Here is a 14,439-nt window from a genome sequence, read left to right on the forward strand (position 1 = left end):
GGCCCCGCCCGGGCGGGGCCGACGGGGGCCCGGAACCTAGCGGACCTGGCCGCGGCGCGACGGCGGCGGTGCGACGGGCCCGGCCGACTTCAGCGTGCGCAGCACCGGCGCAGACTCCAGCGCGGTGATCTCCGGGACGCTTCCCAGCCGCCGGGTCAGGTAGCGGTGCAGGTCCGCCGGGTCGGTGCACAGCGCGGTGGCGGTGAGGTTGCTCGGCCCGGTGGTCGCCGCGACCAGCGCGAGTTCGCGGTGGGTGGCCAGCGCGCGGCCGACCCGGTCCAGGTGCGCGGGGGCGACGCTCATCCACAGCAGCGCCTGCATGTCGGCCCCGAGCAGCCGGGTGTCGTACTCCACGTCGAGGAAGACCGTGCCGTCGGCGCGGAGTTCGGCCAGCCGGCGGGCGACGGTGGCGGGGGTGTGCCCGGTCGCGGCGGCCAGGTCGCCGAGCGGGGTCCGGCCGTCCCGGTGGAGTTCGGCGAGCAGCGCGTGGTCGGTGCGGTCCAGCCCGGTCGGCGACCGGATCGCACCTGCCGTCGCCCGGCTCGGGCCCGCCGTCGCCCGGCCCGGCCCCGTCTCGGCGGGCCGCAGCCGGGCCTCCTGCTCCTCGGTCAGCGCGTCGGTGCTGCCCGGCCAGGCGGACGGCCCGCCGCGGTAGGTGTGCAGCAGGCAGTGGGCGGAGACGGCGGTGACGGCGGCGGTGCGCGGGATGTCGCGCAGCAGCAGGCTGTGGCCGTCGGTGCCCGGAGCGGTCTCGACGATGGCGGTGATCTCGGTGCCGCCGGAGGTCAGTTTGACCCATGCGGTGTCGGGGCGCCGGACCAGCGCCTGGGCGAGGCCCTGGGCGGTGTGCGGGCCGGCGGTCAGGCGCAGCAGCCACTGGGCCCGGCCGGCCCGGTGCGGGTCGGCGAGCCCGACGACCCGCAGCCCGGCCTCGGTGCGCAGCCGCCGGTAGCGGCGGGCGACGGTCTGCGGCGACACGTCGAGGACGGCGGCGATCCGGCTGAACGGGGCGCGCCCGTCGATCCGCAGGGCGTGGACGACGGCGCGGTCGAGCTCATCCGGCATGTGCGGTCCCCTGCGGTTCGGCGGTGGGCTCCGATTCTGCCCGGTCCGGCCTCGCCGCGTGCCGTGCCTCCGCGTCCGGCCCTGACGCGTCCGGGCCGGCTGTGGGCGGTTCGCCGCCGGGTGTGCGCATCCCCCTGGTGGCCGCGGCGAGCAGCACCAGCGCGCCCAGCGCCACCCAGCAGGCGCGCTGCGCCCCGGCGGTGTCCGGACCGGCGAGGTAGACCCGTCCGAGCACCGCGACGCCGAGGGTCGCGCCCAGCTGCTGCACGGCGTTGAGCAGGCCCGCCGCCGAGCCGGTCTCCTGCGGCCGCAGCGGTCGCAGGGCGGTGGTGAAGAAGGCGGGGGTGAACAGGCCCTGGCCGGCGCCCAGCACCACCAGTGCGCAGGACAGCGGTGCCGGGCTCCCGCCGGCCCGGTAGGCGCCGGCGACGGCGAGCAGGCCGAGGGCCAGCGCCGCGAGCCCGACCGGCATGACCTTCGCCCCGTACCGGGGCAGCAGCCGCGCCCCCGTGTACCAGGAGGCCGCGGCCATCCCGGCCGAGCCCGGCAGCAGCGTCAGTCCACAGGTCAACGCATCGGCCCCGGAGCCCAGTTGGAGCTGGAGGACGACGACCAGGGTGAGCCCGGTGGTGACCGCGAAGAACAGGGCCGAGCAGGCCAGCGCCGCGGGGAAGCGCACCGAGGTGAACAGGCTCCGCTCGATCAGGGTGGCGGCGCCGCGCCGGGCACCGCGCCGCTGGTGGGCGCCGAAGCCCACCGTGAGGGCGGCCCCGGCGGCGAGCGAGGCCAGCGCCGGGGCGTCCGTCACCGAGCCCTCGGGCCGGAGCAGCGGCAGCACCACCAGCCCGGTGGCCGCGGCGGCGAGCGTGCTGCCGGCCGGGTCGAGTCCGGGCCGGTGCGGGGCACGGTCCTCCGGCAGCAGCGGGGCGACGGCCAGCACGGCGAGGGCGAGCGGCAGGTTGACCAGGAAGACCGCGCGCCAGGAGGAGCCGAGCAGGTCGGCGTGGGTGAGCAGCCCGCCGAGGACCGGTCCGCAGAGCGCGGCCAGCCCCATCACCGGGCCGATGGTGCCCAGCGCGCGCCCCGTCTCGGGCCCGCGGAACAGGGCCTTGATCAGGCCGATGGTCTGCGGCACGACGACGGCCGCGGTCGCGCCCTGGACGGCCCGGAAGGCGAGCAGGGCGGCGAGCGTCGGCGCGCAGGAGCAGGCCAGCGAGGCGAGCAGGAAGCCGGCGACGCCGGTGCGGAACACCCGGCGCCGCCCGTACCGGTCGCCGAGCCGGCCACCGGTGAGCAGCAGGACGGCGAACGGCAGGGTGTAGGCGGAGGTCAGCCAGGGCACGGCGGCGGCCGGTCCGCCGAGGTCGGCGCGCATGGCGGGCGCGGCGACCTGCACGATCGTCGCGTCCAGCAGGTTCATCGCCTCGGCGGTGAGCAGGGCGCAGAGCGCCGTCCAGCGGTGCGGGTACGGGCGGGACTGGGCGGGCACGGGTTCCCCCTCGGGTGGTGACGCGACTGCCGCCACCCTCCGGCCCGTGCGTGATGCGGACCAGCCGCCGGCCACTGCATCGACGAAAAACGCCATCGGTCCGGCCCGGGCCGCCGAAAAGTTCCGCCGGGCACCGCCCCCGGTCAGATCCCGGTGGCCCCGGCCCCCACTCGGGCTCCCACCCCGACCCCTGCGCCCGCCCCCGCCCGCACCGCGGCCAGCAGTCCGGTGACGGCCGGGGACCACGGCCGGCCGGCCGGGCCGGTGAGGGTGAGCGTGCGGTGGACGGCGGGCCGGATCGGTACCAGCACGCAGTCGGCCGGCACCATGGTGAGCGCCAGCGCGGGCATCACGGAGACCCCGACGCCCGCGTGCACCATGCCGATCAGCGTGTTGAGGTCGCGGATCCGGTGCCGGGGCGCGAACCGGGTGCCGGCCCGGCGGTACGACTCGCGGATGTGGCGCTCGCAGCCGCCCTCCGAGAGCAGGAAGTCGTCGTCCTCCAACTCGGCGACGTGGATGCTCCGTTGCCCGGCGAGCGGGTGGTCGCGGCGCAGCAGCGCGTGCATCGAGTCCGCGCCGAGCGCGACCGCCCCGGGCGGGTGCGGGCCGGCGTCGACCAGGACCGCGGCGTCGACGGTGCCGGCCGCCAGCCAGGTGGCCAGTTCGGCGTCCTCGCCCTCGAAGACCCGGACGGTGACCTGCGGGTGGGCGGCCTTCCAGTCGCGGAGCAGCCCGGGCAGCAGCGCCTGGCAGACGGTGGTCGGTGCGGCGAGCCGGACGGTGCCGGTGAGGCCGCCGGAGTGCCGGGTGGCGACGGCCCGGACGGCGGCGGCGGACGCGACGGCCGTCCGGGCGTGCGGGAGGACCTGCTCGCCCAGCGGGGTGGGCCGGGCCGGGGTGCCGCGCAGCAGGACGGGTGCGCCGAGCACCCGCTCCAGCGCGGCCACGGCGTGCGAGACGGCGGACTGGCTGATGCCCAGTTCGTCCGCGGCCGCACCGAACCCGCCGGTGTCGGCGACCGCGACCAGGGCCCTCAGCTGGGCCAGGTTGACCTCCGGGGCCATGAGACTTCCTCATCCGTGGGGCACCGCGACTTGTTGGACTCATGCTCCGCCGCCCGGCCACCCTGTGTCCAGGCGGATGCCGGACGGGACGAGGGGGAGGTGGTCGGGGTGCGGCGCTGGTTGCCGGGCTTCGTGGCGCTGTCGGCGATCTGGGGCGCGAGCTTCGCGCTGATCAAGGTGGCGGTGGAGGCGGGGGTGCCGCCGGTCTGGGTGGCGTTCTGGCGTTGCGCCCTCGGTGCGGCCACGCTCTGGGCGATCCTCCTGCTGCGCCGCGGGGGCGCCCCGCGCGACCGTGCGCTCTGGGGGCACTCGGCAGTGGTCGCGGTGCTGCTCAACAGCGTGCCGTTCACCCTGTTCTCGTTCGGGGAGACCAGGGTGAGCTCGGTGCTCGCCGGAGTGCTGAACGCGACCACCCCGCTGTTCACACTGCTGTTCGCGGTGCTGGTCGTCCCGCAGGAGCGCCGCCCCGGCGTGCGCCGGCTGTGCGGCCTCGCCGTGGGCTTCGCCGGCGTGCTCACGGTGCTGGGGGTCTGGCGCGGCATCGGCTCCGGCGAGGCCGTCGGCGGCCTGGCCTGTCTGGCCGCGGCCTGCTGCTACGGCGCCGGCTTCGCCTACCTGCGCCGCTTCCTGTCCGGCCGTCCGGAGTCCGTGGTCGCCCTGTCCGCCGTCCAGATCACCTGTGCGACCGCGGAGTCGGCGGTCATCGCGCCGCTCGCCGCGGGCGCCCCGCACTGGCCGGGTGCGGGCGGGGCCGGCGCCCTGCTGGTCCTGGGCGCGGTGGGCACCGGCCTGGCGTACCTGCTCAACCTCGGCCTGGTCCGCACCGCGGGCACCGGGGTGGCCTCGGCCGTCACCTACGTCATGCCGCTGTGGTCGACCGCCCTCGGCGCCGTCCTGCTCGCCGAGCCGGTCGGCTGGAACGCGCTCGTCGGTGGCGCCCTGGTGGTCGCGGCCGTCGCCCTCACCCGCCCGCGTCCGCCCGTCGCCGGCCCGCTCCCGGCAGCGGCCCCGAAGGACCGTCACCCGGTCGGCTAGAGCGACCGGATGAGCGCGGGGGCGCAGCGGCCGGTGGCCGTCCGGGCCGCGCTCTCCCCCGGCCGGTCCCGGCCGGTCCCTACCGGCCGGTTCCATGGCATCGCCGCGGGTCCGCGCGGTCGGCAGGGCCGGGTCGGGTCCCGCGGTCGGGTTTCCCCGCCATCCGGCCGGGCTCCGCGGGGGCGGGTCCGGCGCCCGGTCTGACGTTCGGTGTCCGGTGGATTACGGAAAGTCCCCATCGCCCCGCTAGGGTGGCCGCCGTGGTGAGGTCGTGGGATGCGGCGGTGGAACGGGCGCAGGACCGGCTGGCGGCGGGTCCGCTGCTGCGGGTGGCCGCCGAGGGGGACGAACGGCGGTTCGCCCGCTGGGACTTGGCGTCCCTGGTGGAGGGTGAGCTGGGTGAGCGGGTGGATCCGGACGTCCTGGCGCCCGACGCCGAGCGGCGGTGGCGCGAGGCGCTCGGCGAGAGCGGCCGGGAGTGGCCCGGCGGTGAGCTGTACCGGCGCCGCTACTGGGTGCTCGACGGGGGCGGCGCGGTGGCCGGCACGGTGGCCGTCGACAACTGGACCAGGGGGTCGGGCCAGCTCGCCCTCTCCTCCCTCTACCTGCGCCCCGGCGCGCGCGGCCGGGGGCTGGCCGCCGGGGTGCTGGACGAGGTGTACGCGGCGGCCACCGTCGAGGGCCTGCCCGGCTTCCGGCTGGAGGCGCACTGGACCTGGCAGCACGCCGTCCGCTACTACCTGCGCCGCGGGCTCTGGGTGGTCGGCTGGAAGCACTCGCTGACCCTCGCCCGGGTGCCCCGGCTGCCGCGCTACCAGGTGCGGGAGGAGGCCGGCTGGCTGCACCTGCTGGTGTCCGACCGGGTGCGCGGCTGGGTGTCGATGCTCGCCGCCGGCCACGAGGGCGACTGGCTGCGGCTGGACGAGACGCCCGAGTACCGCTCCGCCGACGGCTGGGTGCACGGCTACGCGCGTTCCACGCTGGCGCTGCACCTGGCGCTGGCCGGCCGGCCGCTGGTGCGCGGGCCGCAGTGGTGGGCGGAGGCGTGGCGCTGGTCGGACGCGGGGGAGCCGGAGGGCCTGGCATACCGGATCGAGCACGTCGAGCAGTCGGCCCGGGCGGCCGGCCGCCGGGTGGTCAGCCCGTACCGCCCGGCGGTGGCGGCCGCCCGGCTGGCAGACTCGGGGGATGGCTGAGATCGAGATCGACGGCGGGCCCGCCGACCCGGCGCGGCTGGCCGCGCTGGGGTTGCTCAACTACGGGCACTTCACCACCCTGCGCGTGGCGGAGGGCAGGGCCAGGGGGCTGGCGCTGCACCTGGACCGGCTGGTCCGGGACTGCCGGACGCTGTTCGCCGCCGGCCTGGACCGGGCAGCGGTGCGCGAGCGGATCCGGGCGGTGCTGCCCGCCGACGGCGCACCGGTGACGGTCCGGGTGACGGTGTACGACCCGGAGCTCGGCCTGGAGCGCCCGGCCGGCCCGGCCGTGCCCCGGCTGCTGGTCACCACCCGCCCGGCCGCGGCCGCCGTGCCCGCCCCGCTGCGGGTCCGGACGGTGGCCTACCGCCGGGAGCTGCCGCAGGTGAAGCACGTCGGCCTGTTCGGTCTGGTCCACCAGCGGCGCAGCGCCCAACTCGACGGCTTCGACGACGCGTTGCTGGTCGATCCGGACAGCGGCCTGGTGACGGAGGGCGCCACCTGGAACCTCGGTCTGCTGGACGGCCGCCGGCTGGTCTGGCCGCAGGGCCCCAGCCTGCCCGGCGTGACGGCGGCGCTGCTGGCGGGTGCGTACGACGGGCCGCAGTCCCACGAGCCGGTGGACGCCGCCGGGTTGGCCGGGTTCCGGGCCGCGTTCGCGGTGAACGCGGGCGTCGGCGTCCGGCCGGTCGCGGCGATCGACGGCACCGCGTTCGACCCCGGTGACGCCGTCCTGGCCGAGCTGCGCGCCGCCTACGAGGCCGTCCCCGCCGACGAGGTGTGAACGCCGGTGCCCCGGGGCGGGCGGCGGGCTCCCGGGCGGATCGACCGGTGCACGAAGGGCTCGCTCGTACGGGTGACAAACGGCGTCCCGGCAGGCGCAATGGGGTGGCGGTCGAGCCCAAGACCCTTTATCGGCAGTGATCGTGATGTCGGATCAGCTACGCTCTCGCCCGCCCCGACCGACCCGCCGAAGCAGAGAGTAGCCCGACATGAGCAGTCCTCCCGCGGCCCCGGCACCCCGCTGGCCGCTGATCCTGCTGCGCATCACCGCGACCACCCTGGCACTCCTGGCGCTGCTCCAGGCCATGCTGGCCGGCAGTTTCCTCAACGGCACCTACGAGTCGCTCAAGGACCACGAGGGCAACGCGATGACGCTCGCCACCGTGGCCGTCCTCCAACTGGCGGCGGCCGCGCTGGTGCGCCGGCCCGGCCGCGGACCGCTCTGGCCGCTGTGGACCACCGCCGTGCTCGTCGTCGCCGTCACCGGCCAGATCACCGCGGGCTACGCGCGGGCGATCGGCGTGCACGTCACGCTGGGCGTCCTGCTGGTCAGCGCCGTCCTGTTCGGCCTGGTCGGCGCCTGGCGGCTGCCGCTGCCCGCCCCGGCCGGCGCGCTGCCCGGGCCGGACGGCAGCGGGCGGCTGCCGCGTCCCGGCGGGCCGGTGGAGGTGTCCAAGTGAACCGCCGCCGGTTCCTCGGCATCGGCGCCTCCGTGCTCGGTGCGGGCGCGCTGGCCGCCGTGGCCGTCCCGTCCGCCGCCCGGCTGTTCGCCGAGGGCCGCCCGGGCCGGCTGCTCACCAGCGAACTCGACCTGCCGGAGGCCTTCCGCGTCCCGCTGCCGGTGCCCGCGGTGCTCCAGCCGGTGCGCAGCGACGCGACCTCCGACTACTACGAGGTCACCCAGCAGGTCGCCCGGCTGGAGATCCTGCCCGGGGTGCGGACCGAGGCCTGGACGTACAACGGCAGCTTCCCCGGGCCGACGGTGGTCACCCGCTCCGGCCGGGCCGCGGTGGTCCGGCACCGCAACGAGCTGCCGGTGCCGTCCGTGCTCCACCTGCACGGCGGGCACACCCCGGCCGACAGCGACGGCTACCCCACCGACCTGCTGCTGCCGGTCGGCTCCACCGGAGCCGCCGCCCAGGGCGCGGCGGGGATGCCGGGAATGGCGGGGATGGAGCACGGCGGCGGACGCAGCGTCACCGGCGAGCGCACCCACACCTATCCGGGCCTCCAGCGCGCCGCCACCCTCTGGTACCACGACCACCGGATGGGCTTCACCGGGCCCGGCGTCTGGCGCGGACTGGCCGGCTTCCACCTCGTCCACGACGACGAGGAGGCCGCCCTGCCGCTGCCACGCGGCGACCGCGACCTCCCGCTGATGCTCGCCGACCGCTCCTTCGCCGCCGACGGCTCCTTCCGGTACCCCTCGACCGACGCCGCGCTGGCGGTGCCCGGCGTCACCGACGACTACATGAACGGCGTCCTGGGGGACGTCATCCTGGTCAACGGCGCCCCCTGGCCCCGGCTCGACGTCGACCGCGCCCGCTACCGGCTGCGGGTGCTCAACGCCTCCAACACGCGCCAGTACCGGCTCGAACTGGACCCGCAGCCCTCCGGGGGCGACGCCCTGGTCCAGATCGGCTCCGACGGCGGCCTGCTGGCCGCCCCGGTCGCCCACGACGCTCTGGAGATCGCCCCCGCCGAGCGCTTCGACCTCGTCGTCGACTTCTCCCGCTACGCCCCCGGCACCCGGGTGCGGCTGCTCAACCGCTTCGGCAGCGGCCGCACCGCGGAGGTGATGTGCTTCGACGTCTCCTCCCGGCAGGTCTCCGACGACTCGACGGTGCCCGACCGGCTCTCCACCGTCGAGGAGCTGGACGCCTCCGCCGCCGTCACCACCCGGGACTTCGCCTTCCGCCGCAGCCGAGGCCTCGGCTGGACCATCAACGGCGACGCGTACCAGCCGGGCCGCGACCTCGCCCGGCCCGCGCTCGGCAGCGTCGAACGGTGGCGCTTCACCAGCGACCTGCACCACCCCGTCCACGTCCACCTGAACCACTTCCAGGTGATCGGCCGCAACGGCGGGGCGCCGGGCGCGTACGACGCGGGCTGGAAGGACACCGTCGACCTGCGTCCGGCCGAGGGGGTCGAGGTACTGGTGCGCTTCACCGACTACGCGGGGACGTACATGCTGCACTGCCACAACCTGGAGCACGAGGACATGGCGATGATGGCGGACTTCACGGTGGGGTGAGCCCGGCTTTCATCCGGACGGCGCAGTGCCGGGGGTGCGTGCGGTGCGGCCCCCGGCACTCCTGCCCTAGCGTCGCGAGAAGGCGCACCTTCGCCTTCCGGCCGACCGAGGAGCCGCGCATGACCACCCCCGCCGAACGCCGCCGCGCCGGCCGGACCGCCCGCCAGCGCGTCTCCCGCTCCGCCCACGGGCGGTGGATCCCCGCGGCGGACCGCCCCGATCCGGTCACCGTGCTCCAGGAGCAGGCGGCCGACCGGGTCGCCCGGCTGCTGCCCATCCGCTACGGGCGGATGGTCGAGACCCCGTTCACCTACCTGCGCGGTGCCGCCGCCGTCATGGCGGCCGACCTCGCCGCCGTCCCGAACACCGAGCTCACCGTGCAACTCTGCGGCGACGCCCACCTGTTGAACTTCGGCGTGTACGCCTCCCCGGAGCGTGCGCTGCTCTTCGACGTCAACGACTTCGACGAGACCTACCCCGGCCCCTTCGAGTGGGACGTCAAACGCCTCGCCGCCAGCGTCGCCGTCGCCGCCCGGGACAACGGGCAGGACGACGAACGGGCCCGCCGCGCCGCCCGCGCCGCCGCCCTCGGTTACGCCACCGCGATGCGCCGGCTCGCCGGGCTCGGCGAACTCGACGTCTGGTACGCCCGGATCGACACCGAGGACCTGCTGCCGCTGCTGCGCACGCCCAAGCAGCGCAAGCGCTTCGAGGCCGGGATCGCCCACGCCCGCCGGCGCACCAGCCTGCAGGCCTTCGAGAAGCTCACCGAGGTGCGGGACGGCCGCCGGCGCATCATCAGCGCGCCGCCCCTGATCGAACCCCTGAAGAAGGACGAACTGCGCGGCGTCGGGCGGGTGTTCAGCGACTACCGGGCCACCCTCGCCGAGGACCGCAGGGTCCTCCTGGACCGCTACCGCTTCGTCGACGCGGCGATGAAGGTCGTCGGCGTCGGCAGCGTCGGCACCCGGTGCTTCATCGTCCTGCTGGAGGGCCGGGACACCCGGGACCCGCTGTTCCTGCAGATCAAGGAGGCCGGCCGGTCGGTGCTGGAGTCCCAGCTGCCGACCACCAGGGTCGACGCCGAGGTCGCCGCCCACCACGGCGGCCGCCGCGTCGTCACCGGCCAGCACCTCATGCAGGCCGCCAGCGACATCTTCCTCGGCTGGACCACCGGCCCGGCCGGCCGCCACTTCTACGGCCGCCAGCTGCGCGACATGAAGGGCTCCGTCGAGGTCGCCGAGATGACCGTGCACGGTCTGCGCGACTACGCGGACCTCTGCGGCCGCACCCTCGCCCGCGCCCACGCCCGCACCGGGGACCGCCTCGCCATCGCCGGGTACCTCGGCGGCGCCGACACCTTCGCCGAGGCGATCGCCGACTTCTCCCTGCAGTACGCCGACCAGACGGCGCTGGACCACGCCCAACTGGTCGCCGCGATCGACGCCGGCCGGGTCAAGGCCACCCGGGGCGTGTGAGGGCGCCCGGGCGGGTGGTCCGCCACCCGCCCGGGCGGTTCCGTGCGGCCCCGGCGGCCCCGGCGGACCGGTACGGGCTCCCGGCGGGTCACCGCGGCCCCGGGCCGGTCACCGCGAACCCGGCAGGGTGAGCGCGGCCAGGCGCTCCAGCTGCTCGGCCTGCCCGGCCAGGTCCATGGCGCCCAGCCGGGCCACCACGTGCCGGGCGCCCGCGGCGGCGTACCGGTCGAGGACGGCGGCCACCTCCTCGGGCGTCCCCAGCGCGACGGCCTGGATCCGCTCCACCTCCGCCAGCGGCAGGCCGTAGTTGGCCAGCGCGTAGGCGTCCATCACCTCGCGCGCCGCCGCCGCGTCGCGGTCGATCCGGACGTTGACGAACAGCGCCGGCGTCACCGCCCCCGGGTCCCGCCCCGCCTCCCGGGCGGCCTCCCGCACCGCGCCCAGCCCGGTGGCGTAGGCCCGGGGGTCGGGCGGGTACGGCAGCCAGCCGTCGTAGTCGCGGCCGGTGCGGGCCAGTGCGGCCGGGGTCGCGCCGCCGAGCCACAGCGGCGGCCCGCCCGGGCGGAACGGGGCCGTCGCGGGCGGGAGTTCGGCGAAGTCGTGGAACTCGCCGCGGAACTCCGTCGCCCCGCTCCACAGCGCCCGCCAGAGCGCCACCGTCTCGTCCAGCCGGGCGAACCGCCGCTCCCACGGCACCTGCGACAGCTCGTGCAACGGCCGCCCGAACCGGCCCGGGAAGCCCGCCCCGACCGCGACCGTCAGCCGGCCGCCGGAGAGCAGGTCGACCGAGGCCAGGGTCTGGGCGGCCTGGACGGGGCGGCGCAGCACCGGCAGCAGCGCCCCGGTGCCCAGCCCGATCCGCTCCGTCACCGGGGCGAGGGCCGCCAGCATGGTGAGCGGCTCGATCCGAGGGGTGAGCAGCGAGTCGTTGACGAAGAGCGAGGCGAAGCCGAGCTCCTCGGCCCGGCGGGCGAATCCGATCAGCTCACGAGGGTCTCCGGCGGGCGCCCACTGGGCCTGGCCGGTCGGAAGAAACACACCGATGTCCATGGCCCCGATCCTGCCGACCGCGGAGAATCGGCTCAATTCCCGCCGGGGAATGGCGGTTTCGGCCGTTCCGGGGTTGGCTGGCAGCATGGACTTCCCCCAGGCCCTGCGCGAGCGCCGCACCGACCGCCGCCTCAGCCAGCTCGACCTCGCCACCCGCGCCGGCACCACCCAGCGCCACCTCAGCTTCATCGAGTCCGGCCGTTCCGTCCCCGGGCGGGGCATGGTCGTCCGGCTCGCCGAGTCGCTGGAGCTGCCGCTGCGCGACCGCAACGAGCTGCTGCTGGCCGCCGGCTTCGCCCCCGTCTACCCGGAGACGCCCCTGGACGGGCCGGAGCTGGCCCCGGTCCGGGCGGCGATCGACCACATCCTGACCGGCCACCTCCCGTACCCGGCCCTGGTGGTGGACCGGCGCGGCGACGTCGTCGCCGCCAACGCCGCGCTCGACCTGCTCACCGAGGACGCCGACCCCCGGCTCGTCGGCCCGGGCACCAACGCCTACCGGCTCGCCCTCCACCCCGACGGCCTCGCCCCGCGGATCCGCAACTTCCCCACCTGGGCCCGGCACATCCTGGAGCGCACCCGGCACCTGGGCGAGCTGCACGCCGAACTGTCCGGCTACGTCCCGGACCCGGACCCGGGGGAGCAGCACCTGGGCTTCGCCGTCCCCCTGGAGCTGGACACCTCCGCCGGCGAGCTCCACCTGATGACCACCGTCACCACCTTCGCCACCGCCGTGGACGTCACGCTCGCCGAACTCAAGCTGGAGGCCTTCCTGCCCACCGACCCGGCCACCACCGAGGCCCTGCTCAGCGCCCGGGGAACTGGTAGTCCGCGGTGATCCGGCCGTCCGCCCCCACCACCACGAACTCCAGGCCGCCGCCGACCGCCTCCCCGCCCGCGCTCGGCGCCATCTCCCAGCCGAAGGTGACCACGTCCCGCAGCCGCAACGCGTCCTTCCGCGCCCGGAAGGTGAACTCCCCGGGTGCCACGAACTCCTGGTACGCCCGTGTCACCCGCACCTCCAGCTCCGCGTGGCCGCGGGCCTCCAGCACCGGGTCGTCGAAGCCCACCCGGGCCGCCGCCTCCCGCACCTCGACCGGCGGGTGCAGCAGGTGCACGGCCTCCGGTGCCCACAGGGCGGCGATCGCCTCGCGGCGCCGCTGCGGGTCCGCCTCCGTCCACACCGCGGCGTAACGGTCGGCGATGTCCTGCGCGTCGATGCTCATGTCCCTGCCTCCTGGCGTCCGTTCGGTACGACCCCCATGCTCCGGGCCGCCCTGCCGCGGAACAATTCCCGCCGGGGAATGCCCCGGGCCGGCGCGTCGGTGCGCCCGCGGAAATTGCGCTTGCCCTGGTCGGGCGGGTGGCGTTGGCTGGGGCGCATGACCGAACCGCACACCGAACTGCACACCGAACGCCTGCTGATCCGCCGCTGGCGCGAGAGCGACCTCGCGCCGTGGGCCGCGATGAACGCCGACCCCGAGGTCCGCGAGCACCTGGGCGACGTCCTCACCCGCGAGCAGGCCGACGCCTCGGTGGCCCGGTTCGAGGCCGCGACCGAGCGGCGCGGGTACGGCTGGCTCGCCGTCGAGGTGCGGGAGAGCGGCGAGTTCGTGGGCTTCGCCGGCCTGGACGACGTCGACGAGGGCCTGCCGTTCACCGGCGTCGAGATCGGCTGGCGGCTGGCCCGCACCGCGTGGGGCCGCGGCTACGCGACGGAGGCGGCCCGCGCCGTCCTGGCGCACGGCTTCGACACCCTGGGGCTGCCGGAGGTCCTCGCCGTCACCACCGCCACCAACCTCCGCTCCCAGGCCGTCATGCGCCGCCTCGGCATGGTGCACGACCCGGCCGTCGACTTCGACGACCCGGACGCCCCCGAGGGCCCGCTGCGCCCCAACGTGGTCTTCCGCCTCGACCGCGCCGGGTACCGGGCCTGAGCCGGAGACCGGTGCCGGGCGGGAGCGTGACCGGTGCCGGGCCCGAGAACGTGACCGTCACCATGCCTGAGCAGGGCTCCGATCGTCGGCGGCGTGTGCCAGCATGACCTGCATGTTGGCGATCGGGGTGCAGGAGAACGACGGGACGCGGCACCGGAGGGTGGGCGCGGAGGTCCTGGCGCGGCTGGTGCGGCGGATCGGCGCGGACGGGGACCGCTTCCTCGTCGTGCAGCGGATACCGGACCTGCCCGACGTGTACATCCAGGTGTGGCACGCCGAGGGCGGGGACTACGAGCTCGAGCACCGCGACGGCTCCGCCGAGCGACACTTCGGGGTCCGGCTGGACGAACCGGAGGCGGTCGTCGCCGCGATGACGGGCTGGTCCCGCGGCGAGCCCGGCTGGGGCGCGGGCCTGGACTGGCGGCCGCTGGCCACCGGGCCGGCGCCCGAGCCCGTCCCGCCGCTGGACCTGCCGCCGGGGGAGCTGGGGCTGCTGCTGGACCGGCTGCGGCTCACCCTGGCCGGTGGCTACGCGACCCGGGCCGACCTCGCCGAACTCGCCGAGGACTACCTGGTCTCCGGTGACCGCCGGCCGGTGTCCCGGGCCCAGGCCGAGCAGCTGGCCGACCGGCTCTGGCTGGAGCGCGTCGGCGAGCAGACGGGGTGGATCGGAGAGACCGACCCGGAGCGCCTCACCCGGGCCTTCGCGGCCCTGGAGGAGGCCGGCATCACGGCCCGCGAGGACTTCACCTGCTGCCGCACCTGCGCCGACGAGGAGATCGCCGCGGACGGCGCGCCGGACGCCCGCGGCTACGTCTACTTCGACGCCCAGGGCACCGACGCCGCGGCCGCCGGCGAGGGGCTGTCCCTGCACTACGGCGGCTTCGACGCCTCCCCGCTCACCACGACGGCCATCGGTCACGAGGTGGTCGCCGCCCTCACCGACGCCGGCCTGCAGACGGTCTGGAACGGCGACGCGTCGCGCGTGGTGGAGCTGCGCCCCCTGTTGTGGCGCCGCCGTCTGGTCGGCTGAGCGTCCACCCGGGCCGGCCCGGGGCCGACGCGGGGCCGCTCCGGGGGCACGC

At 76.4% G+C, this 14,439-nt stretch carries 14 protein-coding genes; 9 read left to right on the forward strand and 5 right to left on the reverse strand.

The window, feature by feature from the left end; translation table 11 throughout:
• Nucleotides 1-36: 36 nt before the first annotated feature.
• From AB0N04_RS00115 to AB0N04_RS00125, 3 genes are all read right to left on the reverse strand, one after another.
• Entirely contained in the window at nt 37-1,065 is a 1,029-nt protein-coding gene (locus tag AB0N04_RS00115; RefSeq protein WP_360204878.1) for an AsnC family transcriptional regulator, read from the reverse strand.
• Nucleotides 1,055-2,554: an MFS transporter gene (locus tag AB0N04_RS00120; protein ID WP_360204880.1), complete on the reverse strand. Its 1,500-nt coding sequence runs from the start codon at nt 2,552-2,554 to the stop codon at nt 1,055-1,057. Before AB0N04_RS00120 ends, AB0N04_RS00115 begins: the two co-directional genes overlap by 11 nt.
• Nucleotides 2,555-2,697: 143 nt before the next feature.
• Nucleotides 2,698-3,621, reverse strand: a complete 924-nt coding sequence (locus AB0N04_RS00125; protein ID WP_360204883.1) for a LysR substrate-binding domain-containing protein — start codon at nt 3,619-3,621, stop codon at nt 2,698-2,700.
• 108 nt (nt 3,622-3,729) lie between these two features.
• Between AB0N04_RS00125 and AB0N04_RS00130 the strand changes: the two genes are divergently transcribed.
• From AB0N04_RS00130 to AB0N04_RS00155, 6 genes are all read left to right on the forward strand, one after another.
• On the forward strand, nt 3,730-4,656 hold the full coding sequence (locus tag AB0N04_RS00130) for a DMT family transporter (RefSeq protein ID WP_360204886.1): 927 nt from the start codon (nt 3,730-3,732) through the stop codon (nt 4,654-4,656).
• 260 nt (nt 4,657-4,916) lie between these two features.
• Nucleotides 4,917-5,852: a GNAT family N-acetyltransferase gene (locus tag AB0N04_RS00135; RefSeq protein ID WP_360204889.1), complete on the forward strand. Its 936-nt coding sequence runs from the start codon at nt 4,917-4,919 to the stop codon at nt 5,850-5,852.
• Nucleotides 5,845-6,636 carry an aminotransferase class IV gene (locus AB0N04_RS00140; RefSeq protein WP_360204892.1) on the forward strand — a complete coding sequence of 264 codons (792 nt, stop codon included), beginning with the start codon at nt 5,845-5,847 and terminating at the stop codon, nt 6,634-6,636. Before AB0N04_RS00135 ends, AB0N04_RS00140 begins: the two co-directional genes overlap by 8 nt.
• Nucleotides 6,637-6,844: 208 nt before the next feature.
• Nucleotides 6,845-7,315 carry a hypothetical protein gene (locus AB0N04_RS00145; protein WP_360204894.1) on the forward strand — a complete coding sequence of 157 codons (471 nt, stop codon included), beginning with the start codon at nt 6,845-6,847 and terminating at the stop codon, nt 7,313-7,315.
• On the forward strand, nt 7,312-8,889 hold the full coding sequence (locus AB0N04_RS00150) for a multicopper oxidase domain-containing protein (RefSeq protein WP_360204897.1): 1,578 nt from the start codon (nt 7,312-7,314) through the stop codon (nt 8,887-8,889). Before AB0N04_RS00145 ends, AB0N04_RS00150 begins: the two co-directional genes overlap by 4 nt.
• A 119-nt stretch (nt 8,890-9,008) precedes the next feature.
• Nucleotides 9,009-10,367: a DUF2252 domain-containing protein gene (locus tag AB0N04_RS00155; protein WP_360204899.1), complete on the forward strand. Its 1,359-nt coding sequence runs from the start codon at nt 9,009-9,011 to the stop codon at nt 10,365-10,367.
• A gap of 108 nt (nt 10,368-10,475) precedes the next feature.
• Here AB0N04_RS00155 and AB0N04_RS00160 read toward each other — a convergent pair whose 3' ends face one another.
• The gene (locus tag AB0N04_RS00160) at nt 10,476-11,417 is read right to left on the reverse strand and encodes an LLM class flavin-dependent oxidoreductase (protein ID WP_360204901.1); all 942 of its coding nucleotides are present in this window, start codon (nt 11,415-11,417) and stop codon (nt 10,476-10,478) included.
• Between the two features lie 85 nt (nt 11,418-11,502).
• Between AB0N04_RS00160 and AB0N04_RS00165 the strand changes: the two genes are divergently transcribed.
• Nucleotides 11,503-12,255, forward strand: coding sequence for a helix-turn-helix transcriptional regulator (locus tag AB0N04_RS00165; RefSeq protein ID WP_360204904.1), 753 nt, complete (start codon nt 11,503-11,505; stop codon nt 12,253-12,255).
• Here the strand turns inward: AB0N04_RS00165 and AB0N04_RS00170 are convergent.
• Nucleotides 12,224-12,643, reverse strand: a complete 420-nt coding sequence (locus AB0N04_RS00170) for a hypothetical protein (RefSeq protein WP_360204907.1) — start codon at nt 12,641-12,643, stop codon at nt 12,224-12,226. The two genes, AB0N04_RS00165 and AB0N04_RS00170, sit on opposite strands and share 32 nt — an antisense overlap.
• Nucleotides 12,644-12,799: 156 nt before the next feature.
• Between AB0N04_RS00170 and AB0N04_RS00175 the strand changes: the two genes are divergently transcribed.
• Together AB0N04_RS00175 and AB0N04_RS00180 are read left to right on the forward strand one after the other, a co-directional pair.
• The gene (locus tag AB0N04_RS00175) at nt 12,800-13,354 is read left to right on the forward strand and encodes a GNAT family N-acetyltransferase (protein WP_360204910.1); all 555 of its coding nucleotides are present in this window, start codon (nt 12,800-12,802) and stop codon (nt 13,352-13,354) included.
• Between the two features lie 112 nt (nt 13,355-13,466).
• Nucleotides 13,467-14,387: a hypothetical protein gene (locus tag AB0N04_RS00180; RefSeq protein WP_360204913.1), complete on the forward strand. Its 921-nt coding sequence runs from the start codon at nt 13,467-13,469 to the stop codon at nt 14,385-14,387.
• Nucleotides 14,388-14,439 lie beyond the last annotated feature (52 nt).

It is taken from the genome of Kitasatospora sp. NPDC051702, assembly GCF_040681575.1.
Classification (GTDB): Bacteria; Actinomycetota; Actinomycetes; order Streptomycetales; family Streptomycetaceae; genus Kitasatospora.

What these genes read in the sequence shown, in the direction of transcription:
- AB0N04_RS00180 (WP_360204913.1), top strand. Translation starts at nt 13,467, where the DNA reads ATGTTGGCGATCGGGGTGCAGGAGAACGACGGGACGCGGCACCGGAGG.
- AB0N04_RS00155 (WP_360204899.1), top strand. Translation starts at nt 9,009, where the DNA reads ATGACCACCCCCGCCGAACGCCGCCGCGCCGGCCGGACCGCCCGCCAG.
- AB0N04_RS00175 (WP_360204910.1), top strand. Translation starts at nt 12,800, where the DNA reads ATGACCGAACCGCACACCGAACTGCACACCGAACGCCTGCTGATCCGC.
- AB0N04_RS00170 (WP_360204907.1), bottom strand. Translation starts at nt 12,643, where the DNA reads ATGAGCATCGACGCGCAGGACATCGCCGACCGTTACGCCGCGGTGTGG.
- AB0N04_RS00165 (WP_360204904.1), top strand. Translation starts at nt 11,503, where the DNA reads ATGGACTTCCCCCAGGCCCTGCGCGAGCGCCGCACCGACCGCCGCCTC.
- AB0N04_RS00145 (WP_360204894.1), top strand. Translation starts at nt 6,845, where the DNA reads ATGAGCAGTCCTCCCGCGGCCCCGGCACCCCGCTGGCCGCTGATCCTG.
- AB0N04_RS00160 (WP_360204901.1), bottom strand. Translation starts at nt 11,417, where the DNA reads ATGGACATCGGTGTGTTTCTTCCGACCGGCCAGGCCCAGTGGGCGCCC.
- AB0N04_RS00125 (WP_360204883.1), bottom strand. Translation starts at nt 3,621, where the DNA reads ATGGCCCCGGAGGTCAACCTGGCCCAGCTGAGGGCCCTGGTCGCGGTC.
- AB0N04_RS00115 (WP_360204878.1), bottom strand. Translation starts at nt 1,065, where the DNA reads ATGCCGGATGAGCTCGACCGCGCCGTCGTCCACGCCCTGCGGATCGAC.
- AB0N04_RS00140 (WP_360204892.1), top strand. Translation starts at nt 5,845, where the DNA reads ATGGCTGAGATCGAGATCGACGGCGGGCCCGCCGACCCGGCGCGGCTG.